A 22085-nucleotide genomic window follows, 5' to 3' on the forward strand; every position below is an offset into this window, starting at 1 on the left:
GTCGTAAGCAAACTTACATCATGACGACGTCGAACTGTTCCTGGCTATACAATGGCTCGATCTGTACTTTGACCTGTTTGCCGACGAAAATTTCAACCTCGGCCAGCGCATGCGACTCTTCGCTTTTCAGCGCTTCGCCTACCGCCGGCGAGGCATACACCAGGAAACGATCGGTATCGTAAGCATGGTGAACGCGCACAATCTCGCGCATGATTTCATAGCAGACCGTTTCGACGGTTTTTACCGTCCCCCGCCCGTGGCAGGTCGGGCACTCATGACACAGAACATGCTCTATACTCTCACGGGTGCGCTTACGCGTCATCTCTACTAATCCTAGTTGAGAGAAGCCATTAATACTGGTTTTTACCCGATCTTTACTTAGTGCCTGCTCCAGAGAATGCAGCACGCGGCGGCGGTGATCTTCATTGTTCATATCGATAAAGTCGATGATGATGATGCCGCCGAGATTGCGTAACCGAAGCTGCCGGGCCACCGCCTGGGTCGCTTCGATATTGGTATTGAAAATGGTCTCGTCCAGATTACGGTGGCCGACGAATGCCCCGGTATTAATATCAATGGTGGTCATGGCTTCGGTCTGATCGATAATCAGATAACCGCCGGACTTCAATTCGACTTTTCTTTCCAACGCCCGTTGAATCTCATTTTCCACATCGAATAAATCAAAGATGGGCTGTGTACCGGCGTAATGTTCCAGTTTATTGGTCATTTCCGGGATATATTCCGCGGTAAACTCCAGCAACGAATCGTAGGTCAGTCTGGAATCCACGCGAATGCGATCCAGCGCCGCTCCGGCGAAATCACGCAGGATCCGTTGCGCCAGGGCGACTTCGCCATAAAGTTGATATTTGGTCTGGTGGCGTTTTTTACGCTCCATGACCTTGCTCCATAGGCGTTTTAGAAAAGCGGCGTCCTGAGAAAGCTCTTCTTCGCCGATCCCTTCCGCGGCGGTACGGATAATGAACCCGCCATGCTCGTCACAATAGTCGGCGACCGTTTTCTTTAAACGCTCGCGCTCGACCTCGCTTTCGATCCGCTGTGAAACGCCAACGTGTGAAGCGCCCGGCATAAAGACCAGATAGCGCGAGGGCAGCGTGATATCCGTCGTCAGACGGGCGCCTTTGGTGCCCAACGGATCTTTCACCACCTGCACCATCAGATCCTGTCCCTGACGCACCAGCTCGGCGATATCGCGCACATGAAAGTTTTTCTGTTCGTCACCGGCGACACATTCCGTATGCGGCATAATATCGGACGCATGCAGGAACGCGGCTTTATCCAGCCCGATATCCACAAAAGCCGCCTGCATCCCCGGCAATACCCGGCTCACGCGGCCTTTATAGATATTGCCGACGATGCCGCGCTTGGCTTCACGCTCAATGTGGATTTCCTGCAAAATACCGCCATCAATATAAGCAACCCGCGTTTCCGAAGGCGTGACGTTTACCAGTAACTCAGCAGTCATGTTTTCCTCTCGTCATCCGCAGCGCAGCGAAATTACTGAACAACGTTTGTGTTTCCACCAGCGGCAATCCTACCACAGCGTGATAACTTCCCTGGATCGCCTTAACAAAGCATCCGCCTTTGCCCTGGATACCGTAGGAACCGGCTTTATCCATCGGCTCGCCGCTGGAGATATAATGCTCAATGTCCTGACGGGAAAGCCGGCGAAATACGACGTCGGTCACCACCAGACTGCTTAAAATATCCTGCCTGTCGGCCAACGCCACGGCGGTCATCACCTGATGTTGCCGCCCGGAAAGCATCGTCAGCATTTCTGCGGCGTGCGCTTCATCCCGTGGTTTTTCCAACACCTGTCCGTTCAATACCACAATAGTATCCGCGCCCAGCACCGGCAAATCAGACGGAGCAATCACGACGCCGGCAGACGCTTTCTCATGCGCTAGCCGGCGGACATAAGCATCCGCCGCTTCATTCGGCAACCGCCGTTCTTCTACCGCCACGCTCAAAAGGGCAAAAGGAATGTCGAGCAGCGCCAGCAGTTCCCGGCGGCGGGGAGAGGAAGAGGCCAGATAAAGTTGATTCATGAGCAGCCTTATTGCACGGTGAACTGACGGCGTATTTTACGCATCAGCAGGAACAGCCACGGCCACAACACGCCATCAACCACGCTATTCCAGAATGTTTCCGGACGGAAAGAGATGTTAATCACCAGAAACTCAGCCCAGAACACTATCAAATCCATCAACAGCGAAAGCAACATCACAATCAGCGCCTGCTGCCATAGCGCCATATTACGGAAGAGCTGAAATTTAAATGCGACCAGGTAAGCAACAATACTCATCGCCAGCGCCCGGACACCGAGCGTAGATCCTAAAATCAGATCCATAATCATACCCAGCACAAACCCGGTTCCCACGTTGACCCGATGCGGCAACGCCATAACCCAATAAATGAGAAACAGCGTCAGCCAGGAAGGACGATAGGCATAAATCTGCTCCGGCCATGGCATGATCTGCAATACCATCGCGATCAAAAAAGAGAGCCAGATAACCCAGTTGCCGTGTCGGCGATAGCGATTCATTGGCGTACCCCCGGCGGCGTAGCGGCGGGGTCGGCAACCGACGGCGGCGGCGGCCCCATATCGTCAGGAGAAGGCAACACCTGCGGCATCATCTGCATCATGCGCTCGTTGGCGACGCGATGAACTTCGGCGGCGGGCAAAGCGGCGCTTGAATTTCTGTCCACGCCCCACAGCAGCAACAGATAGCGCAAACGCTGCAAGCCGGCCGTCGGATGAGCCTGAATCACGGTATAAGCCCGTTGAGTATCAACGGTCACCGAGGATACCACCGCAACAGGGTAGCCTTCCGGGAAGCGGCCGCCCAGCCCGGACGTCACCAACACATCACCGACGCGAATGTCGGTATTATTGGGTAAATGCTCCAGTTGCAGATCGTCAGTACAGCTATTACCGGCGGCAATCACGCGGATATCATTGCGCAGAACCTGAATAGGCAGCGCATGGGAAACATCGCAAATCAGCAACACCCGGCTGGTAAACTGCCCGACAGCCACCACCTGACCGACCACGCCTTTGTCGCTGATGACCGGCTGGCCTTCATACACGCCGTTTACCTGCCCTTTATCAATGACAACCTGATCGCTATAGGGATCGGTTCCCGCGGAAATCACCTGCGTCACCATTTTTTGCTCATCCTGACGCAGCGGAGAACCCAGCAACTCACGTAAACGGGCGTTTTCTTGCTTCAGTTGCCCCAATAACAATAAGTCGCTGTTTTTCATTAGCAACTCCTGACGCAGCGCGGTGTTTTCCAGACCCAGCTGTTCACGGGTCGCCAAAGATTCAGACACGTTATCCAGCACCTGACGCGGACCGTTGGCCAGAAAGTAGAAAGGGCTGACGGCGGTATCCATATAGGTTCTGATTTTAACGAACGCGCCAAGCCGACTGTCTGCAATAATCACAAAAATCGCGGTAACGACGGCAAGGAAAAGTCGTAGTTGCAGGGAAGGTCCCCTGCTAAAAATCGGCTTCATAAAATTAGCGTATTCCTTTCCTCGACAGCAATAAATCGCCAGGAGCGATTTTCAACGTCGCACAGCGACGGCCCGTAGGGTGGCGGGCAGGGATAGCCCGCCATAAAAAAGGGGCTACGCGGGATGAAAAACGTTGCTATTCATCCATACGGCCCCTTTATCCTCCCGGCCGGGTTATTCTTCGCTGAATAAATCGCCGCCATGCATGTCGATCATTTCCAACGCTTTACCGCCGCCACGGGCCACACAGGTTAACGGATCTTCAGCCACCACGACCGGGATCCCCGTTTCTTCCATCAGCAGGCGATCCAAATTGCGCAACAGCGCGCCACCGCCGGTCAACACCATGCCGCGCTCGGAAATATCGGACGCCAGCTCCGGCGGACATTGTTCCAACGCCACCATCACCGCGCTGACAATGCCCGTAAGCGGTTCCTGCAATGCTTCCAGAATCTCATTGGAATTCAGGTTAAAGCCGCGTGGTACGCCTTCGGCAAGGTTACGGCCGCGAACTTCAATTTCAAGCACTTCATCGCCCGGATAAGCCGAACCGATCTCATGCTTGATACGTTCCGCCGTCGCTTCACCGATCAGCGAACCGTAATTACGGCGAACATAGTTGATAATCGCTTCGTCAAAGCGGTCGCCGCCGATACGAACGGAAGAGGAGTACACCACGCCGTTGAGTGAAATCACCGCGACTTCGGTGGTGCCGCCGCCGATATCCACCACCATGGAACCGGTGGCTTCCGAAACCGGCAGGCCCGCGCCAATCGCGGCGGCCATCGGCTCTTCAATCAGGAACACCTCTCGCGCCCCGGCGCCCTGCGCGGATTCGCGAATAGCACGGCGCTCCACCTGTGTGGCGCCGACAGGCACGCAAACCAGAACACGCGGGCTGGGACGCATAAAGCTGTTGCTGTGCACCTGCTTGATAAAGTGCTGCAACATTTTCTCTGTCACAAAGAAATCCGCAATCACGCCGTCCTTCATCGGACGAATTGCAGCAATATTGCCAGGGGTACGGCCCAGCATTTGTTTGGCGTCATGGCCTACGGCGGCGACGCTTTTCGGAGAACCTGCGCGATCCTGACGAATAGCCACCACCGAGGGTTCATTCAGTACGATGCCCTGCCCTTTAACATAAATCAGGGTATTGGCGGTACCCAGGTCGATGGACAAGTCATTGGAAAACATGCCACGAAATTTCTTAAACATAACGAAAGGATAATCCTGCAAGCTGGGGGCGAAAAATAAATTCGCCTACTTTACCAACCACACGAAGCAGCGACAAGGCACGAAAACGCTCTGCTTCGGTGAAAAAAGTCTGTGTCGTACTATCGGTTTTAAAAAAGGCATGCAGCGTAAAACGCCTTTTCCCCAAACAGCAAGGCAGATTATCACTTTCCGCCCCACAGGATAGTACTAACACAGAACATAAAATCTGGCATTTAATCCGATTACCATTAATGTGAGCACACACTAACCGAATCGATAGCCGACTCATTCTACGTCAATTCGACACGGACTTTTACACTAAACACGACAGTGCGGTGAATATTTTTTCAGCTCATCGCTCACCGGAACCGAAGAGGCAAAAAAATCGCCCTGCCCGCCGTAAACGCCCTTGTCCAATAACGTTCGCCACTCGGCTTTGGTTCGAACCCCGGCGGCGAAAACTTTGGTTTGCGTTCCTTTACAGGCTTCCGTCAGGCTTTGCACAAACAACTGATTTTCCGGGCGACGTTCAAGACTACGAACCAGACCGGGATGAAGCTTGATGATTTCCACCTGTAATGACTTGATATAGGTCGTACTGACCAACGTTAAACCCGCCTGGGTGACCGCCAGACGACACCCTAATCCCAGCACCAGATTCAGTACCGGCCGCAAACGACCGATATATTGACAGACGTCGGCCTCCGCAAGTTCAAATAAAATGCGTTGTCGTTGCTTTTTCGGACATTGCAGCAAGGTTTCCTTTAACCAGCGGATAAATGTCTTTTGCAAAAGTGAGTCCACACTAACCGGCATAGCCAGTGTTTCATCAGGCCAACTGACGGAGAGCGCGATGATGCGGGAAATCAGTTGCCGATCATAGCTGGCTGTCAGGCCAAGCTGCTGTACCAGCGGCATATACTCAGCCGCCAGCAACTCTTGCGTGCCGTCATAGATGCGGCTCATCATTTCACAGTGATGTACCACGCCTTCCCGGGTCACTGCCGGTTTCTGATATAGCCGCGGCCCCCCACGGGCTAACGTTTGCTCCAGCAGCGTACGCCACTTCACGCTGCCGCGGCCTTTTTCCGGCACCTGCCGGTCAAAAACGCACCAGCCATTGCCGCCCTGCAACACGGCATTACGCGTCGCGTCTTCTACGCTTTCCATCACCTGTTCCGAACTTTGCCCGCTGCGGTAGGCGCAAATACCGATATGGAGAATATCCTCGCGATCGATCAACGGCGTAACAGGCAGAATATCGATGGCTTTTACTAACTGTGCCGCTATGTTATCCGCTTCTTTGAGGGTGCAATGCGGTAATAACACCGTAAAATCACTATTAAAATAACGCGCCAGAAGCGCTGACGGATAGCGCATCACGAACGTCGACAGCAAATTCACCAGCGTAAAACTGTATTCCTGGATCTCGCCGCCATAGCCATGCGTTTCCTGCAAGGTTTCGAAGTCAGGCAGACGGATCATCATCACGATGCCGTGCGTGCCCACGTCCTCAATATCTTCCAGTTGCGTCGTCAATTGATTATCAAAGAATAGGCGATTGCTCAGCCCGGTTTCCGCATCCTGCGCGGCGAAAGCGCGGATCAGGGTATCGACCCGGCTGCGCTCCTCACGCGCTTCAACTAAATCGGCCAGCAGTTGATCGATAGCGCCGCTGGCATTCACCGGCCACTCGCGCGCCGATCCGTGCATAACGGACTCACGCTCGCCGTGTAGAATGCGTTTGGCGCGCGCTTCAAGCTCTTCCTGTCCGGCGGTTTGGCGGCGCAGCCAGAGAACCGACAGATAAAGCACCAGCACCATCAGGCCAATCGCCGCCAGCACCGATATCAGAACGCGCGGCGCGCCAAACAGCGGATCGATGTAGGTCGCGGTCACCGCCATCTCCAAATGGTGCATAAGCGGAAGCTGGGCATCGCGGTATACGCAGGCGCGGTTATCATCAGCTTCAGGCAACCGCACCGAATACAGCGCTGATTCCGTATCGCGGATCTCCAACGCCACGACGCCCGCCGTTTTCATCATTACCGGTAACCAAAATCTGATGCTTTCAGGTGATTGCACTAAAAGCGCCTGATCGATGCTGACCGCAACCTCTCTTAACTGTTGCGTCGTTCTCTGATGACTATAATAGAAGAGACTGAAAATACTGCTGAACAGCATTAAGCAAACAGCCAATGCCGTCAGCAGTGTCATGAGCATGGAGAGTCTGGTTGTCAATCCCATCCCTGCGTCCTATTCCTGGTAAACGTGTTTCTGTGGGTTTCTTGTTTTTTATCAGTGCGCATATTAGCAGTTACAAATATAGTCGTTAATTCATGCCACACTTTTTATCCTGTCACAGGAGAGCATACATGCAGGCTTTAGTGCTCGAACAGCAAAACGGACTTATTCAGCCGCAAATCCGTGAACTCGATACGGATCAACTCCCCGCCGGAGACGTCACGGTCGATATCAGTTGGTCCAGCCTCAACTACAAGGATGCGCTGGCCATCACCGGCAAAGGTAAAATTATCCGCCAGTTTCCGATGGTTCCCGGCATCGACTTCGCCGGAACGGTTCGCCACAGCGACAGCGACCGTTTCCAACCGGGTCAGTCGGTTATTCTGACCGGCTGGGGCGTGGGTGAAAATCACTGGGGCGGCCTGGCTGAACAAGCGCGTGTAAAAAGTGACTGGCTTGTTGCTCTGCCTCCGGCGCTGGATGTCCGTCAGGCCATGGTGATCGGCACCGCGGGCTTCACGGCCATGCTATGCGTGATGGCGCTGGAAGACGGCGGCGTGACGCCTGACAGCGGCGACATTGTGGTGACCGGCGCCAGCGGCGGCGTGGGCAGTACGGCGGTGGCCCTGCTTGCCGCGCTGGGCTATCAGGTTACCGCGGTGAGCGGCCGCGCCGGCAACACCGATTATCTGCAAAAGCTGGGCGCCAGGCAGGTGCTGGCACGCAGCGAATTCAGCGGCGATGCGCGCCCATTGGAAAAACAACGCTGGGCCGGCGCCATAGACACCGTCGGCGACAAGGTGCTCGCCACCCTGCTGGCGCAAATGGATTACAACGCCACCGTTGCCGCCTGTGGTCTGGCAGGCGGCATTGCGCTTCCAACGACCGTAATGCCTTTTATCCTGCGTAATGTTCGTCTACAGGGCGTTGACTCCGTGATGACGCCGCAGCCGCGTCGTCATCAGGCCTGGCAACGTCTGGCGGATATTCTACCGCCGGAATTCTATCAACAGGTCACTCACGAAATTACGCTGCAAGACGTTCCCGCCGCCGCCGCCGCGCTGATGGCGAACAACGTAACGGGCCGGACGCTGGTTAAAATCAGGTAATCCCCCGAACGCACAGGTCATCCGGCACGGATGACCTTGTGTGATTATTTATCCCTCCGCATAGCCGTCTTTTTCCTGCGCTATGGACGCGCGCCTCGACTAATCTATAAGGTAAGCGGTAACGTCAATACGCTACGTAACGTCAGTCAGTCTGAAACCGGCGGGAGTTCATCATGCAGAAAAATCGTAAATTGACGGCGGCGGATGTCACGCCGGAATCCGTTTTTCATGACCGCCGACGGGTGTTAAAAGCGCTGGGCGTCACGGCTGCCGCCTGGTCGCTGCCATTATCGGCACAGGCCGATCTGCTGGCCTGGTTTAAAGGCAACGATCGTCCCAAAGCGCCGCCGGGCAAACCGTTATCCTTTACTCAACCCGCCAACTGGCGACCGGATCTGCCGCTCACGCCGGAAGATAAGGTCACGGGCTATAATAATTTCTATGAATTCGGGATGGATAAAGCCGATCCCGCCGCGAATGCCGGCGGATTGAAAACCGAAGGCTGGAAAATCCACATCGACGGCGAGGTGGCCAGACCCATTACGCTGGATATGGATGACCTGCTGAAGCGGTTTCCGCTGGAAGAACGAATCTATCGTTTCCGCTGCGTCGAGGCCTGGTCAATGGTGGTGCCGTGGATCGGCTTTGAGCTGGCTAAGCTTATCAAATTTGCCGAGCCCACCGGTAACGCCCGCTATATAGCCTTCCAGACCTTGCACGATCCGGAACAAATGCCCGGTCAGAAGGATCGCTTTCTCGGCGGCGGGCTAAGCTATCCTTATGTGGAAGGCTTACGGCTGGACGAGGCCATGCATCCGCTGACGCTGCTGACCGTCGGTGTCTATGGTAAAACGTTGCCGCCGCAGAACGGCGCGCCGATAAGATTGATCGCACCGTGGAAATACGGTTTTAAAAACATCAAGTCCATCGTGCATATCCGCCTCACCCGCGATCGCCCGCCCTCGACCTGGAATCTGGCGGCGCCCGGTGAATATGGCTTTTATGCCAACGTCAATCCGCATGTCGACCATCCCCGCTGGTCACAGGCAACGGAACGCGTCATCGGCGCTGGCGGCCTGCTTGATGTACAGCGCCAGCCAACACGGCTGTTCAATGGTTATGCCGAACAGGTTGCCTCACTGTATAAGGGACTGAACCTAAGGGATAACTTTTGAATCACGGGATAACACCTGAATGCGGCTGACTTCGCGACATATCAAATGGCTGAAAGTCATGATCCATCTGGCGGCTTTTTTACCGCTGCCATGGCTGTTCCTGGCCGTCGAACAAGGGTGGCTGAGCGCCGATCCGGCCAAAGATATCCAGCATTTTACCGGCCGAATGGCGCTGAAACTCTTACTCGCCACGCTACTGGTCACGCCGCTGGCCCGCTACGGCAAACAACCGCTGCTGATTGGTTGCCGCCGCACGATCGGACTCTGGTGTTTCGCCTGGGCTACGTTGCATCTGGTCAGTTACGCTCTGTTGGAACTGGGATTCAACAACCTCGAATTACTGGGAAGCGAGTTGATTTCACGCCCCTATTTAACGCTCGGCGTCATCAGTTGGCTGATGCTGCTGGCGTTGGCATTAACATCGCCCCACATTGTGATGCGCAAGTTGGGAGCCAGTTGGCAAAAACTGCATAATTTCATCTACCTGATCGCTATTCTCGCTCCGATACACTATCTTTGGTCGGTTAAGACGCTGTCGCCGCAACCCGTTTTATACGCGCTCATCGCTCTGATCTTGTTATTGTTTCGTTATAAAAAATTTCGCCGATGGTGGCGATAACCGCCCGTCCGACTCTGGTTCATCGCGCGAACACGCCCTGTCTTTCACCGAATATTGCCGAACATCGGTCGAATATCTCCGCAGATAAGACCAGTATTTGGCTGCTAATTGCTACGATATAGTTATAATGCACGACTTTACTTTTTCAGCGCCGCACAATTTGCATCACGAAAGGTGACAAACGAAGAGCTTCGCGCTATTTTGTGCGACACTATTTTTAAAATCTGGGCGAATCGCGGGAGATAGCAGCACAATGGCCGAAAAGTTTCACATTTTGCTTTTGAATGGCCCTAACCTCAACCTGCTGGGCGCCCGCGAGCCGGATAAGTACGGCAGCACCACGCTGGCTGAGATTATCAGCAACCTGGAAACACAGGCGCAGGCGCTGAATGTGAGTTTTTCCCATCTGCAATCCAATGCGGAACATGTCTTGATCGAAAGAATCCATCAGGCCAGAGGGAACACGGATTTTATTTTGATTAATCCGGCGGCGTTTACGCATACCAGCGTTGCGTTGCGTGACGCGCTGCTGGCTGTCGCCATCCCGTTTATCGAAATTCATCTGTCCAACGTGCATGCACGTGAGGCTTTTCGTCATCACTCCTACCTGTCCGATATCGCGGCAGGCGTGATTTGCGGACTCGGGGCGGATGGTTATAACTATGCTTTACAGACAGCGGTGAAACGCTTGTCAACTTCCAACTAAACAAGAAGAGTACGGAACCCCATTCATGGATATTCGTAAAATCAAAAAACTGATCGAACTGGTTGAAGAGTCAGGCATCGCCGAGCTGGAAATTTCTGAAGGTGAAGAATCAGTACGCATTAGTCGTGCCCCGGCAGCCCCCGCTTACCCAATGATGCAGCAGGCTTATGCGCCGATGATGCAACAGCAGCCCGCTCTGGCTGCCGCCGTCGCGCCGGCGCCGGTTGCGGATACGGCCGCGGCTGCGCCTGCCGCCATCAGCGGCCATATCGTTCGTTCTCCAATGGTCGGTACGTTCTACCGCACCCCAAGCCCTGACGCTAAAGCGTTTGTCGAAGTGGGCCAGCAAGTCAATGTTGGCGATACGCTGTGCATCGTCGAAGCCATGAAAATGATGAACCAAATCGAAGCCGACAAAGCGGGCGTAGTCAAAGCGATCCTTGTCGACAACGGTCAACCGGTTGAATTTGACGAGCCACTGGTTGTCATCGAATAACGAGGCTTACCATGCTAGATAAAATCGTTATCGCTAACCGCGGAGAGATTGCGCTGCGTATTTTGCGTGCCTGTAAAGAACTGGGCATCAAAACCGTTGCCGTTCACTCCAGCGCGGATCGCGATCTGAAACACGTATTACTGGCGGATGAAACCGTGTGCATCGGTCCGGCGCCGTCCACCAAAAGCTATCTGAATATCCCGGCGATCATTTCCGCAGCGGAAATCACCGGCTCTGCCGCTATTCATCCGGGTTATGGTTTTCTGTCGGAAAATGCCGATTTTGCCGAGCAGGTTGAACGCTCCGGCTTTATTTTTATTGGCCCGCGCGCCGATACCATCCGCCTGATGGGTGATAAGGTCTCCGCCATCAGCGCGATGAAAAAAGCCGGCGTCCCTTGCGTGCCGGGTTCCGACGGCCCGTTAGACGGCGATATGGATAAGAACCGCGCTTTCGCCAAACGCATTGGCTATCCGGTGATTATCAAAGCGTCCGGCGGCGGCGGCGGTCGCGGCATGCGCGTGGTGCGCAGCGATAAAGAGCTGGAGCAATCCATCAATATGACCCGTGCGGAAGCCAAAGCGGCTTTCAATAACGATATGGTCTATATGGAAAAATATCTGGAAAACCCGCGTCATGTGGAAATCCAGGTATTGGCCGACGGACAGGGCAGCGCGATTTATCTGGCCGAACGCGACTGCTCCATGCAGCGCCGCCACCAGAAAGTGGTGGAAGAAGCTCCCGCGCCGGGCATCACCAGCGAACTGCGTCAGTTTATCGGCGAACGCTGCGCGAAAGCCTGTATCGACATCAATTATCGCGGCGCGGGTACGTTCGAATTTCTGTACGAAAACGGCGAGTTCTATTTCATTGAAATGAACACCCGTATTCAGGTGGAACATCCGGTAACCGAAATGATCACCGGCGTGGATTTGATCAAAGAGCAGTTGCGCATTGCCGCCGGTCTGCCTTTGTCCATCAAACAGCAAGACGTGATTGTGCGCGGCCACGCGGTGGAATGCCGCATCAACGCCGAAGATCCGAACACCTTCCTGCCGAGCCCGGGTAAAATTACCCGCTTCCACGCGCCCGGCGGTTTTGGCGTTCGTTGGGAATCGCATATCTATTCCGGGTATACCGTGCCGCCGTATTATGATTCCATGATCGGCAAGTTGATCACTTACGGCGAAACCCGTGAAGTGGCGATTCTGCGGATGAAAAATGCGCTGGCTGAGTTGATCATTGACGGCATCAAAACCAATATTGATCTACAGATGAAGATCATGAACGATGAAAACTTCCAGAAAGGCGGAACCAATATCCACTATCTGGAGAAGAAGCTCGGTTTGCAGTAACTATCGCCCGATTTTCTATCGTCATGTGAGTAAAAGGTCGGTGAAAACCGGCCTTTTTGTTTTTCCGTCAATTCAGACCGGGCGCGTAAAATTCCCGGATACATTACATCAACACCATTGCTCCGGCTTACTGTGAAGAAAAAAATGGATACACGTTTCATTCAGGCGCATAGAGAAGCCCGCTGGGCCTTTTTCCTAACGCTGGCTTACCTGCTCGCCTGGATCCTGGCGGCTTACCTGCCCGACAGCGCACAGGGCATTACCGGCCTTCCTCACTGGTTCGAAATGGCCTGTCTGCTACTGCCGCTTGTTTTTACCCTCTTATGCTGGCTGATGGTCCGCATCGTTTTCCGCGATATCTCACTGGAGAATGACGATGCAAAGTGAAGTGCTGTTACCGTTGCTGGGCTATCTGCTGCTGGTTTTCGGGCTGTCGGTATACGCCTATCGTCGCCGTCAGGCGGGTAACTTTCTCAACGAGTATTTCCTCGGCGGGCGTTCAATGGGCGGCTTCGTGCTGGCAATGACTTTGATCGGCACCTATGTCAGCGCCAGTTCGTTTATCGGCGGACCGGGCGCGGCCTACAAGTATGGGCTGGGCTGGGTGTTGCTCTCCATGATCCAATTGCCCACCATGCTGTTGTCGCTGGGCATTCTGGGAAAGAAATTCGCCATTCTGGCCAGACGTTACAATGCCATCACGCTCAATGACATGCTGTACGCCCGTTACGGCAGCCGTTTGCTGGTATGGTTCGCCAGCATCAGCCTGCTGGTCGCCTTTATCGGCGCGATGGCGGTACAATTTATCGGCGGCGCGCGCCTGCTGGAAACCGCGGCCAACATCCCCTACGATATCGGCCTGCTGATTTTTGGCGTCACCATCGCGCTGTACACCGCGTTCGGCGGCTTCCGCGCCAGCGTACTTAACGATGCCATGCAAGGCATCGTGATGCTGTTAGGCACGGTGATCCTGCTGGTGGGCGTTATCCATGCGGCGGGCGGTTTACACAGCGCGGTGGATAAACTGCAACAGATCGATCCGGCGCTGGTCACGCCGCAAGGCAGCGATCAAATCCTGTCGATGCCGTTTATGGCGTCGTTCTGGGTGCTGGTTTGCTTTGGGGTTATCGGCCTGCCCAATACCGCCGTGCGCTGTATCTCCTACCGCGACAGCAAGGCGCTGCATCGCGGCATTATTATCGGCACCATCGTGATCGGTATCCTGATGCTGGGGATGCATTTGTCCGGCGCGCTGGGCCGGGCCGTCATGCCCAATCTGACCATCCCGGATCAGGTGCTGCCGGCGCTGATGGTGAACGTTTTACCGCCGCTGGCGGCGGGGATCTTCCTTGCTGCGCCAATGGCGGCCATTATGTCCAATATCAATGCGCATCTGCTCCAGGCCTCGGCTACGATAATCAAAGACCTCTATCTCAGCGTACGACCGCAGCAGATACACAATGAGCGTCGCATCAAGCGTCTTTCCAGCATGACGACGCTGTTGCTGGGGTTGCTGGTGCTGCTGGCGTCCTGGCGGCCGCCGGAAATGATTATCTGGCTCAATCTGCTGGCATTCGGCGGGCTGGAAGCCGTGTTCCTGTGGCCGCTGGTGCTGGGCCTTTACTGGGAGCGCGCCAATGCGACCGGCGCATTGAGCGCCATGTTCAGCGGCGCTATTTGCTATACCCTACTGGCCAGCTTGCATCTTCAACCGGGCGGTTTTCACCCCATTGTGCCATCGCTGCTGCTGAGCCTGATGGCGTTTCTTGTCGGTAATCGGTTTGGTCATCAGGCCCCTCAACCGGTTATCGCTTCAACTTCACTTTAAATGTAATAGAGATTGCTATGCCGTGGATTCAACTGAAAATTAATACTTCTGGCCGCCATGCGGAACAATTGGGTGACGCGCTGGTGGAAAGCGGTGCGGTATCCGTTACGTTTCAGGATACGCACGATACGCCGGTGTTTGAACCGCTGCCGGGAGAAACCCGGCTGTGGGGCGATACCGATGTCATCGGCTTATATGACGCGGAAACCGAGATGGCCGCCGTTGTCGCGATGCTGGAGCAAGAACCGCTGCTGGGCGTCGATTTTAAGCATAAAATCGAGCAGTTGGAAGATAAGGACTGGGAACGCGAATGGATGGACAACTTTCATCCGATGCGCTTTGGCGAGCGTCTGTGGATTTGCCCAAGCTGGCGTGATGTCCCCGATCCGAGCGCCGTCAATGTGATGCTCGATCCGGGGCTGGCTTTCGGCACCGGCACTCACCCGACCACCGCACTCTGCCTGCAATGGCTGGATGGATTGGATTTACAGGGTAAAACCCTTATCGACTTCGGCTGTGGCTCCGGCATTCTGGCGATCGCCGCGCTGAAGCTGGGCGCCGCTCGCGCCATCGGCATTGATATCGATCCGCAGGCCATTCAGGCAAGCCGCGATAACGCGCAAAGAAATAACGTCTCAGAGCGTCTTGAGCTTTACCTGCCGCAAGACCAGCCGGCTGATTTGTCGGCCGATGTGGTGGTCGCCAATATTCTGGCCGGCCCGTTGCGTGAACTGGCGCCCTTAATCAGCGTTCTGCCGAAAGCCGGCGGCCATTTGGGCCTATCGGGCGTGCTGGCGACACAGGCAGCCAGCGTCGCCGAGGCCTATCAGGACACATTCCGGCTTGATCCGGTGGCGGAAAAAGAAGAGTGGTGTCGTATTACCGGCATACGTCGGTAATCCTCCGCCGAGCTTTGCCCTCTCCACCGGAAATCGGCCTCTGGTGGAGATTATGACTCGCCTCACCTACGGCCGTTGTTGCGCAACGTTGAAAAACGCTCCCGGCGTTTTTTTACTCGCCGGTTTAACCCTGTATAAAGTAGGCGTATCCTTGATGACTCATCAAACGCTCGTCCGTTATCTAAACCGATAGAGTGAATCATCATAGTGTTTTAAATGGATTGTTCAATGAAGTATACGCTGCTCGCCTCCCTCGCTTTTACCGCCTGCTTTTCACTACACGCCGCCGAACACGCGCACTGGAGCTATGAAGGACAGGAAGCGCCTCCGCACTGGGGCAAACTCTCCCCTGATTTTTCCCTGTGCGATACCGGTAAAAACCAGTCGCCGATTGATATTCACGGCGCGCTAAAAACCGTACACGACGGATTACAGCTGTCCTATCAGACCGGCGCTCAACATATCGTCAATAACGGGCACACCATCCAGGTGGACGTCAGTGCAAACGACACGCTGGTGATGGATGACGATACCTTCGCCCTGCAACAGTTCCACTTCCACGCCCCCAGCGAAAACGAGATCGATGGCAAAGCATTCCCGTTAGAAGCACACTTCGTCTACCAAGACCAACAGGGTGCGTTAACGGTAGTGGCTTTGATGTTTGCGCAGGGCGACGCCAATCAGGAACTTGAGAAAGCCTGGCAACAGTTGCCGTCAACGCTCAATAAACCGGTCTTATTAACCGCGCCGCTGAATATTAATGCTCTGATACCCTCAACATACCAGCAAAGCTACTACCGTTTCAGCGGCTCACTCACTACACCGCCGTGCTCTGAAGGCGTACGATGGCTGGTGTTGGATAAGCCCGCCACGATTTCGGCGGATCAAATCGCCAGATTCACCGCGGCCGTTCATCACGCGAACAACCGTCCCGTTCAACCTTTAAACGGCCGCGTTATTATTAATTAGTTCTGTTACGTTGCCCGCTGCTTCCGGCCGGTTGGCGCCGGAAGCATCTCTTTTGCCGCGTTACGGGAAAAAAAATTTATCTCTGTTCTCTGTTTATTGGCAACGCAATCCCCTGCAAATGCAGGATATTGATGTAACTCCTACTTAAATCACGGCGGATTACAGATAAATTACCATGCGGCCGGAATATTTTTTCTAACGGAAATAACGTCAAAATAGTTAAAACCCATTGTTAAATATGAATAATATTTCCGCTTAACAGAATGAAACACATTTTCTTTGATCGCCTACGGCTAATTGGTCAAAGTTTGGCCTTTCATCTGAGGTAAAAAATGCGTAATATACGCGCCCTTGCAGGCACAGTATGGTCACTCTTTGTCTATGCACATTGGACAATTTCAGCTTACCAATCGCTTGATAGCAGCCCCGATGGCTGGCATTAGCGATCGCCCATTCAGAGCACTCTGTCATACGATGGGCGCTGGAATGACCGTATCCGAAATGCTGATTTCCAATCCGGAAGTCTGGCGTTCGGATAAGTCGCGTCTGCGCATGGTACATAGTGATGAACCCGGTATCAGGGCTGTGCAAATTGCCGGTTGTGATCCGGACGAGATGGCTGCGGCAGCTAAAATGAATACTGATTTCGGCGCGCAGATCATCGATATCAATATGGGTTGTCCGGCGAAAAAGGTGAACCGCAAGATGGCGGGTTCCGCCTTGTTGCAGTATCCGGATTTGGTAAAACAAATCCTCTCGGCGGTAGTGAAAGCGGTAGACGTACCGGTAACGCTGAAGATCCGTACCGGCTGGGCACCAGAGCACCGTAACTGTGTAGAAATTGCCAAATTGGCTGAAAGCTGTGGGATTCAGGCCCTAACCATTCACGGACGCACCCGCGCGTGCCTGTTCAATGGTTCGGCGGAATACGACAGCATTCGGGCAGTTAAGCAGGCCGTTTCCATTCCCATTATTGCGAATGGAGACGTGACTTCCCCGCATAAAGCCAGAGCGGTTCTTGATTACACCGGGGCGGATGCCCTGATGATAGGACGAGCCGCTCAGGGAAGACCCTGGATCTTTCGGGAAATCCAGCATTATCTGGACACAGGGGAGTTGCTGGCTCCACTGCCATTGGCAGAGGTTAAGCGCTTGTTGATCGAGCATATACGGGAATTGCACGACTTTTATGGTCCAGGCAAGGGATTTCGTATAGCTCGGAAGCACGTATCCTGGTATCTCCGGGAGAACGCCCCAAACGACCAGTTTAGGCGCACATTCAACGCCATTGAGGATGCCGGCGAGCAGCTGGAGGCGTTGGAGGCATACTTTGAAAATCTTGCGTAAACAGAAAAAGAGCTGACAGAACTATGTTCGAACAACGCGTGAATTCTGACGTACTGACCGTTTCCACCGTAAACTCTCAGGCACAGGTAACCCAAAAACCCCTGCGCGACTCGGTTAAACAGGCACTGAAGAACTATTTTGCCCAACTGAATGGTCAGGACGTTAGTGACCTGTATGAGCTGGTATTGGCTGAAGTTGAACAACCCCTGTTGGACATGGTGATGCAATACACCCGCGGCAACCAAACCCGCGCCGCCCTGATGATGGGCATCAACCGCGGAACCCTGCGTAAGAAACTGAAAAAATACGGCATGAACTGATAGTTTTTCATAACCGTTTTTTTTAAAGAACGCTTGTCAGAAATGGCAGGCGTTTTTTGTCTATGTTTATACATAGATCGCTGAATAACACCGAAAGTACAGAAAAAAAGCAGCAAGAGCACCCTGTAGCGGAGTGCGCATATGGGTCGTGTTTCAGGTATCAAAGCCCACCGGCTTGATCCCGAATCGCTCTGCATCCCGTATTCCTACCACAGATGGCGATAAATGAACGCTTACTGACTTTTGCCCGGAAAACGTTGGCATTAGAAATCACCGAAGCCCGGTGCATTCTGATTCTGGCCCGGCGGGAAAATTACTATATTCAGTTCTGCTATAATCCATCACACAATCTACTTTATAAAAGTAAACCATATGACGTAAATTCATTATTAGTAAAAGTTATATGACGCCATTACCTACAGGATCCCATAATGAAAAAAATACGTTTTGCTCTACTGACCGGCGCACTGTTTGCAACCAGCGTATTTGCACAAGCACAGGATGACCTCAGTGCGATCAAATCTGCCGGCGTGATTAAATTCGGTACGGAAGGCACCTATGCCCCTTATACCTATCACGATAAATCTGGTCAGTTGGTTGGATTTGATGTGGATATTGGTCACGCGGTTGCCGAAAAACTTGGTGTTAAAGCTCAATTTATTGAAGGCCGCTGGGATGGGCTCATCGCTGGCGTGGACGCCAAACGCTACGATGCCGTCATCAATCAGGTAGGTGTGACGAAAGAACGCCAGGCTAAATACGACTTCTCCAAACCTTATATTGACTCAAAAGCGGTACTGATCACCCGTGCCGATAATACAACCATCAAAGACTTCAACGATCTGAAAGGCAAAAAATCAGCTCAAAGCCTGACCAGCAACTATGCAAAGCTGGCAACCAGCCACGGTGCGGAGATTGTTCCTACCGATGGTTTTAACCAGTCTTTGGATCTGGTGCTCAGCGGTCGTGCTGATGCCACATTGAACGACAATCTTTCTTTCCTCGACTTCAAAAAACACAAACCTGACGCTAACGTGAAAGTCACTGCCACCTCACCGACAGGCGAACCTTCGGCCATTTTAATCCGTAAAGGTCAGATACAGCTTGCAGATGCGTTGAACAACGCGCTGGATGAAATTAAAGCAGATGGCACCTATAAAACGATATCTGTGCGATACTTCGGTCAGGACGTATCCCAATAATCGCACTGTTATCGGAATCATTTTTCATGCCACCTTGGCTACAACTTATGGCAGATTCCTTCTGGAGTCTGCTATCTGCGGGACTGAAATTTACCGTCCCCCTTGCTATTCTTTCCTTTATTTTCGGATTAGCCGTCGGGGTTATTGTTGCCCTGATCCGCCTTTACGGCCCTAAGCCGTTGAAGTGGATTGGCGACTTTTATGTCTGGGTTATCCGTGGAACACCGCTATTGGTTCAGCTGTTTCTCATCTTTTATGGACTCCCCAGTGCGGGTATCACTCTGGATGCTTTCCCTGCCGCCTTAATCGGGTTCACGATCAGCGTTGGTGCATACAGTTCAGAAATTGTCCGTGGGGCAATATTATCCGTACCCAAAGGTCAATGGAGCGCAGCTTACTCTTTAGGAATGAATGGGGTTCAGGCGATTCGTTGGGTCATATTTCCACAGTCGGTATTTGTTTCTTTGCCACCGTTATCCAATACGTTCATTTCTTTAATTAAAGATACATCGCTTGCTGCCGTGATTACGGTTCCGGAAATGTTTTTATCCGCACAGCGCATTGTGTCTGTCACCTACGAACCACTGATTCTTTATGTTGAGGCGGCGTTGATTTATTTGATGTTCAGCACGGTGTTAAGCCAGTTGCAGGTAAAACTCGAAAAATATTACCAGCGTCATATCGTGCAGTAATATTTGCGCCGGCCGGAGCTTATCAATAGATCTGACATTTAAAACTATCACTGTTGTTCACTGGACGCCGTTTGCAGGCATAGTGCTAAACCAGGCCGGTCAGGCAATAGAAACTATCTTAAAATATTAGGTGATACATGTTGTTACTGATCGATAACTATGACTCCTTTACGTACAACCTGTATCAGTATTTTTGTGAGCTAGGCGCGGAAGTACTGGTCAAGCGTAATGATGAACTCAAGCTGGACGACATCGAACAGCTGTCCCCGTCGCACCTGATTGTCTCGCCCGGCCCGTGTACACCGGATGAAGCGGGTATTTCACTGACGGCCATTCGACACTTTGCCGGCAGGTTGCCAATCCTTGGAGTTTGTCTTGGACATCAGGCAATGGGGCAGGCATTCGGTGCCCGCATCGTCCGCGCCCGTCAGGTAATGCACGGAAAAACTTCGGCCATACAACACAGTAACAAAGGTGTTTTTGCCGGATTGTCTCAGCCACTAACGGTAACACGCTATCACTCGCTGGTGATTGATCCCGCATCTCTACCCGATTGCTTTGAAGTGACGGCCTGGAGTGAACGTGATGGTACTCGTGAAGAAATCATGGGAATCCGGCATCGTTCATTGCCATTAGAAGGTGTTCAGTTTCATCCTGAAAGCATTCTCAGCCAGCAAGGGCTCCAACTTTTAGATAATTTTCTTAAAATAGAGTCAGATAGGAAATAATGTTCTTTCCAGATGATTTAATATTGCCTGAGGTTGATTTTTTATGCATATTTATTGACTATATTTTCATTCGAAAGTTGTAAATTCGGAGCGTGGAAGCAGATGGAATCAGATAAAAAAGCAGTAACCCGGGAAACTCACGACAAAGTTATTTTGCCGGTTTATGCACCAGCTCAGTTTGTCCCGGTAAAAGGTAAAGGAAGCCGGGTGTGGGATCAACAAGGGAGAGAATACATTGATTTCTCCGGCGGAATTGCAGTTACCGCGCTTGGTCACTGTCATCCGGCGCTGGTAACGGCGTTGCAACAGCAGGGAGAAATGCTGTGGCACACCAGTAATATTTTCACCAATGAACCAGCGCTACGATTGGCAAGCAAGTTGATTAATGCGACGTTTGCCGACCGCGTATTTTTTGTTAACTCCGGAGCCGAAGCAAACGAGGCGGCTTTCAAGCTGGCGCGCCACTACGCGATTAAACGCCATAGTCCCTATAAAACCAAAATCATTGCGTTTTATAACGCGTTTCATGGGCGTACGCTCTTTACCGTATCTGTTGGCGGACAGCCTAAATATGCTGATGGTTTCGGACCGAAACCTGCCGATATCGTACATGTTCCTTTTAACGATCTGGCAGCGGTCAAAGCGGTTATGGACGATCATACCTGTGCGGTCGTACTTGAACCTGTTCAAGGCGAAGGCGGCATTACGCCAGCGACGCCGGAATTCTTGCAAGGCGTGCGTGAACTGTGCGATCAATATAAGGCTCTGTTGGTATTCGACGAAGTACAGAGCGGAATGGGCCGTACGGGCAAGCTGTTTACTTATATGCATTACGGTATTACGCCGGACATTCTGACCACAGCCAAGGCGTTAGGCGGAGGTTTCCCAATCAGCGCGATGCTCACCACGGAGGAAATCGCCTCAGTAATGACGGTTGGCGTGCATGGTACGACTTATGGCGGCAACCCACTGGCCTGCGCAGTAGCGGAAGCGGCATTAGATACCATTAATACGCCGGAAGTACTGTCGGGTGTGGCGGATCGTCACAACCTGTTTGTCAGCGCATTAGAAAAGATTAACCAGCAGTATGGCATCTTTGAGCAGATTCGCGGCATGGGGTTACTGCTGGGGGCTGAGCTTAAGCCGCAATGGCATGGCCGGGCGCACGACTTTTTAGCGGCAGCGGCAGAGCACGGTGTGATGGTATTGATGGCAGGCCCGGATGTGATTCGCTTTGTCCCCTCTCTGGTCATTGATCCCAAAGATATCGAACAGGGAATGGCATTGTTTCACAAAGCCGTCGAACAGGTGGTGAATCCAGCTGGTTGACATAATGCGCCACCTGAAAAGTGGGCCAGCCTTATACTGACATATCTCACCCACCTAAAATTGATAACGTCCTGGCCTGAGGGTCAGGACGTTTTGTTATGATCGCAGACAGACTGCTATCATCGACAAACAATACATAAAACAAAAAGCCCCATGCTTTCGCATGAGGCTTTCCGCTTTAATTGATGCCTGGCAGTTCCCTACTCTCACATGGGGAGACCCCACACTACCATCGGCGCTACGGCGTTTCACTGCTGAGTTCGGCATGGGGTCAGGTGGGACCACCGCGCTATCGCCGCCAGGCAAATT

The 22085-nt window shown here is 53.0% G+C and carries 22 protein-coding genes and 1 rRNA gene; 16 read left to right on the top strand and 7 right to left on the bottom strand.

Annotated features, from left to right (window positions below):
- Nucleotides 1-13 precede the first annotated feature (13 nt).
- The 6 genes from rng to csrD form a co-directional block, all read right to left on the bottom strand.
- The gene (rng, locus tag HOY33_RS11785) at nt 14-1483 is read right to left on the bottom strand and encodes a ribonuclease G (protein ID WP_172290392.1); all 1470 of its coding nucleotides are present in this window, start codon (nt 1481-1483) and stop codon (nt 14-16) included.
- Complete coding sequence (locus HOY33_RS11790) at nt 1473-2066, bottom strand: nucleoside triphosphate pyrophosphatase (protein WP_172290393.1); 594 nt, start codon at nt 2064-2066, stop codon at nt 1473-1475. Before HOY33_RS11790 ends, rng begins: the two co-directional genes overlap by 11 nt.
- An 8-nt stretch (nt 2067-2074) precedes the next feature.
- Nucleotides 2075-2563 (bottom strand): rod shape-determining protein MreD, encoded by a 489-nt coding sequence (gene mreD, locus HOY33_RS11795; protein ID WP_172290394.1) that lies wholly within the window; start codon nt 2561-2563, stop codon nt 2075-2077.
- Complete coding sequence (gene mreC, locus HOY33_RS11800; RefSeq protein ID WP_172290395.1) at nt 2560-3540, bottom strand: rod shape-determining protein MreC; 981 nt, start codon at nt 3538-3540, stop codon at nt 2560-2562. The genes mreD and mreC overlap by 4 nt, the downstream gene beginning before the upstream one ends.
- A gap of 174 nt (nt 3541-3714) precedes the next feature.
- The gene (mreB, locus tag HOY33_RS11805) at nt 3715-4758 is read right to left on the bottom strand and encodes a rod shape-determining protein MreB (protein ID WP_009114770.1); all 1044 of its coding nucleotides are present in this window, start codon (nt 4756-4758) and stop codon (nt 3715-3717) included.
- A gap of 318 nt (nt 4759-5076) precedes the next feature.
- Entirely contained in the window at nt 5077-7005 is a 1929-nt protein-coding gene (gene csrD / locus HOY33_RS11810; protein ID WP_172290396.1) for an RNase E specificity factor CsrD, read from the bottom strand.
- A 128-nt stretch (nt 7006-7133) separates the two neighbouring features.
- On the opposite strand from csrD, the gene HOY33_RS11815 reads away from it, so the two are divergent.
- The 16 genes from HOY33_RS11815 (at nt 7134) to HOY33_RS11890 (ending at nt 21776) form a co-directional block, all read left to right on the top strand.
- Complete coding sequence (locus tag HOY33_RS11815) at nt 7134-8111, top strand: MDR family oxidoreductase (RefSeq protein WP_172290397.1); 978 nt, start codon at nt 7134-7136, stop codon at nt 8109-8111.
- A 173-nt stretch (nt 8112-8284) separates the two neighbouring features.
- Nucleotides 8285-9286, top strand: a complete 1002-nt coding sequence (gene msrP, locus HOY33_RS11820; RefSeq protein ID WP_172290398.1) for a protein-methionine-sulfoxide reductase catalytic subunit MsrP — start codon at nt 8285-8287, stop codon at nt 9284-9286.
- Between the two features lie 19 nt (nt 9287-9305).
- On the top strand, nt 9306-9905 hold the full coding sequence (msrQ, locus tag HOY33_RS11825; RefSeq protein WP_172290399.1) for a protein-methionine-sulfoxide reductase heme-binding subunit MsrQ: 600 nt from the start codon (nt 9306-9308) through the stop codon (nt 9903-9905).
- A 253-nt stretch (nt 9906-10158) separates the two neighbouring features.
- A complete protein-coding gene (gene aroQ / locus HOY33_RS11830) occupies nt 10159-10611 on the top strand; it encodes a type II 3-dehydroquinate dehydratase (RefSeq protein WP_172290400.1) in 453 nt (150 codons plus the stop codon).
- A 25-nt stretch (nt 10612-10636) separates the two neighbouring features.
- Nucleotides 10637-11107 carry an acetyl-CoA carboxylase biotin carboxyl carrier protein gene (gene accB / locus HOY33_RS11835; RefSeq protein WP_172290401.1) on the top strand — a complete coding sequence of 157 codons (471 nt, stop codon included), beginning with the start codon at nt 10637-10639 and terminating at the stop codon, nt 11105-11107.
- 11 nt (nt 11108-11118) lie between these two features.
- The gene (gene accC / locus HOY33_RS11840) at nt 11119-12462 is read left to right on the top strand and encodes an acetyl-CoA carboxylase biotin carboxylase subunit (protein WP_172290402.1); all 1344 of its coding nucleotides are present in this window, start codon (nt 11119-11121) and stop codon (nt 12460-12462) included.
- A gap of 144 nt (nt 12463-12606) precedes the next feature.
- On the top strand, nt 12607-12849 hold the full coding sequence (locus HOY33_RS11845; protein ID WP_172290403.1) for a YhdT family protein: 243 nt from the start codon (nt 12607-12609) through the stop codon (nt 12847-12849).
- A complete protein-coding gene (panF, locus tag HOY33_RS11850; protein WP_172290404.1) occupies nt 12839-14290 on the top strand; it encodes a sodium/pantothenate symporter in 1452 nt (483 codons plus the stop codon). Before HOY33_RS11845 ends, panF begins: the two co-directional genes overlap by 11 nt.
- Before the next feature lie 17 nt (nt 14291-14307).
- Nucleotides 14308-15189 (top strand): 50S ribosomal protein L11 methyltransferase, encoded by an 882-nt coding sequence (prmA, locus tag HOY33_RS11855; RefSeq protein ID WP_172290405.1) that lies wholly within the window; start codon nt 14308-14310, stop codon nt 15187-15189.
- Nucleotides 15190-15417: 228 nt separating this feature from the next.
- Entirely contained in the window at nt 15418-16158 is a 741-nt protein-coding gene (locus HOY33_RS11860) for a carbonic anhydrase (RefSeq protein WP_172290406.1), read from the top strand.
- Between the two features lie 381 nt (nt 16159-16539).
- On the top strand, nt 16540-17505 hold the full coding sequence (dusB, locus tag HOY33_RS11865) for a tRNA dihydrouridine synthase DusB (protein ID WP_172290407.1): 966 nt from the start codon (nt 16540-16542) through the stop codon (nt 17503-17505).
- A 23-nt stretch (nt 17506-17528) separates the two neighbouring features.
- Nucleotides 17529-17825, top strand: a complete 297-nt coding sequence (gene fis, locus HOY33_RS11870) for a DNA-binding transcriptional regulator Fis (RefSeq protein ID WP_005975342.1) — start codon at nt 17529-17531, stop codon at nt 17823-17825.
- Nucleotides 17826-18256: 431 nt separating this feature from the next.
- Nucleotides 18257-19027 (top strand): amino acid ABC transporter substrate-binding protein, encoded by a 771-nt coding sequence (locus HOY33_RS11875; protein WP_172290408.1) that lies wholly within the window; start codon nt 18257-18259, stop codon nt 19025-19027.
- A 26-nt stretch (nt 19028-19053) separates the two neighbouring features.
- Nucleotides 19054-19719, top strand: coding sequence for an amino acid ABC transporter permease (locus HOY33_RS11880; RefSeq protein WP_172290409.1), 666 nt, complete (start codon nt 19054-19056; stop codon nt 19717-19719).
- 137 nt (nt 19720-19856) lie between these two features.
- Nucleotides 19857-20447 (top strand): aminodeoxychorismate synthase component II, encoded by a 591-nt coding sequence (locus HOY33_RS11885; RefSeq protein WP_172290410.1) that lies wholly within the window; start codon nt 19857-19859, stop codon nt 20445-20447.
- Nucleotides 20448-20549: 102 nt separating this feature from the next.
- Entirely contained in the window at nt 20550-21776 is a 1227-nt protein-coding gene (locus HOY33_RS11890; protein WP_172290411.1) for an aspartate aminotransferase family protein, read from the top strand.
- 187 nt (nt 21777-21963) lie between these two features.
- Here the strand turns inward: HOY33_RS11890 and rrf are convergent.
- Nucleotides 21964-22079, bottom strand: a 5S ribosomal RNA gene (rrf, locus tag HOY33_RS11895).
- Between the last annotated feature and the right edge of the window lie 6 nt (nt 22080-22085).

The organism is Brenneria sp. hezel4-2-4, from assembly GCF_013155275.1.
GTDB lineage: Bacteria > Pseudomonadota > Gammaproteobacteria > Enterobacterales > Enterobacteriaceae > Brenneria.

Excerpts from the sequence above, each read along its gene's own strand:
- rng (WP_172290392.1), bottom strand. The coding sequence starts at position 1,483 with ATGACTGCTGAGTTACTGGTAAACGTCACGCCTTCGGAAACGCGGGTT.
- HOY33_RS11790 (WP_172290393.1), bottom strand. The coding sequence starts at position 2,066 with ATGAATCAACTTTATCTGGCCTCTTCCTCTCCCCGCCGCCGGGAACTG.
- mreD (WP_172290394.1), bottom strand. The coding sequence starts at position 2,563 with ATGAATCGCTATCGCCGACACGGCAACTGGGTTATCTGGCTCTCTTTT.
- mreC (WP_172290395.1), bottom strand. The coding sequence starts at position 3,540 with ATGAAGCCGATTTTTAGCAGGGGACCTTCCCTGCAACTACGACTTTTC.
- mreB (WP_009114770.1), bottom strand. The coding sequence starts at position 4,758 with ATGTTTAAGAAATTTCGTGGCATGTTTTCCAATGACTTGTCCATCGAC.
- csrD (WP_172290396.1), bottom strand. The coding sequence starts at position 7,005 with ATGGGATTGACAACCAGACTCTCCATGCTCATGACACTGCTGACGGCA.
- HOY33_RS11815 (WP_172290397.1), top strand. The coding sequence starts at position 7,134 with ATGCAGGCTTTAGTGCTCGAACAGCAAAACGGACTTATTCAGCCGCAA.
- msrP (WP_172290398.1), top strand. The coding sequence starts at position 8,285 with ATGCAGAAAAATCGTAAATTGACGGCGGCGGATGTCACGCCGGAATCC.
- msrQ (WP_172290399.1), top strand. The coding sequence starts at position 9,306 with ATGCGGCTGACTTCGCGACATATCAAATGGCTGAAAGTCATGATCCAT.
- aroQ (WP_172290400.1), top strand. The coding sequence starts at position 10,159 with ATGGCCGAAAAGTTTCACATTTTGCTTTTGAATGGCCCTAACCTCAAC.
- accB (WP_172290401.1), top strand. The coding sequence starts at position 10,637 with ATGGATATTCGTAAAATCAAAAAACTGATCGAACTGGTTGAAGAGTCA.
- accC (WP_172290402.1), top strand. The coding sequence starts at position 11,119 with ATGCTAGATAAAATCGTTATCGCTAACCGCGGAGAGATTGCGCTGCGT.
- HOY33_RS11845 (WP_172290403.1), top strand. The coding sequence starts at position 12,607 with ATGGATACACGTTTCATTCAGGCGCATAGAGAAGCCCGCTGGGCCTTT.
- panF (WP_172290404.1), top strand. The coding sequence starts at position 12,839 with ATGCAAAGTGAAGTGCTGTTACCGTTGCTGGGCTATCTGCTGCTGGTT.
- prmA (WP_172290405.1), top strand. The coding sequence starts at position 14,308 with ATGCCGTGGATTCAACTGAAAATTAATACTTCTGGCCGCCATGCGGAA.
- HOY33_RS11860 (WP_172290406.1), top strand. The coding sequence starts at position 15,418 with ATGAAGTATACGCTGCTCGCCTCCCTCGCTTTTACCGCCTGCTTTTCA.
- dusB (WP_172290407.1), top strand. The coding sequence starts at position 16,540 with ATGCACATTGGACAATTTCAGCTTACCAATCGCTTGATAGCAGCCCCG.
- fis (WP_005975342.1), top strand. The coding sequence starts at position 17,529 with ATGTTCGAACAACGCGTGAATTCTGACGTACTGACCGTTTCCACCGTA.
- HOY33_RS11875 (WP_172290408.1), top strand. The coding sequence starts at position 18,257 with ATGAAAAAAATACGTTTTGCTCTACTGACCGGCGCACTGTTTGCAACC.
- HOY33_RS11880 (WP_172290409.1), top strand. The coding sequence starts at position 19,054 with ATGCCACCTTGGCTACAACTTATGGCAGATTCCTTCTGGAGTCTGCTA.
- HOY33_RS11885 (WP_172290410.1), top strand. The coding sequence starts at position 19,857 with ATGTTGTTACTGATCGATAACTATGACTCCTTTACGTACAACCTGTAT.
- HOY33_RS11890 (WP_172290411.1), top strand. The coding sequence starts at position 20,550 with ATGGAATCAGATAAAAAAGCAGTAACCCGGGAAACTCACGACAAAGTT.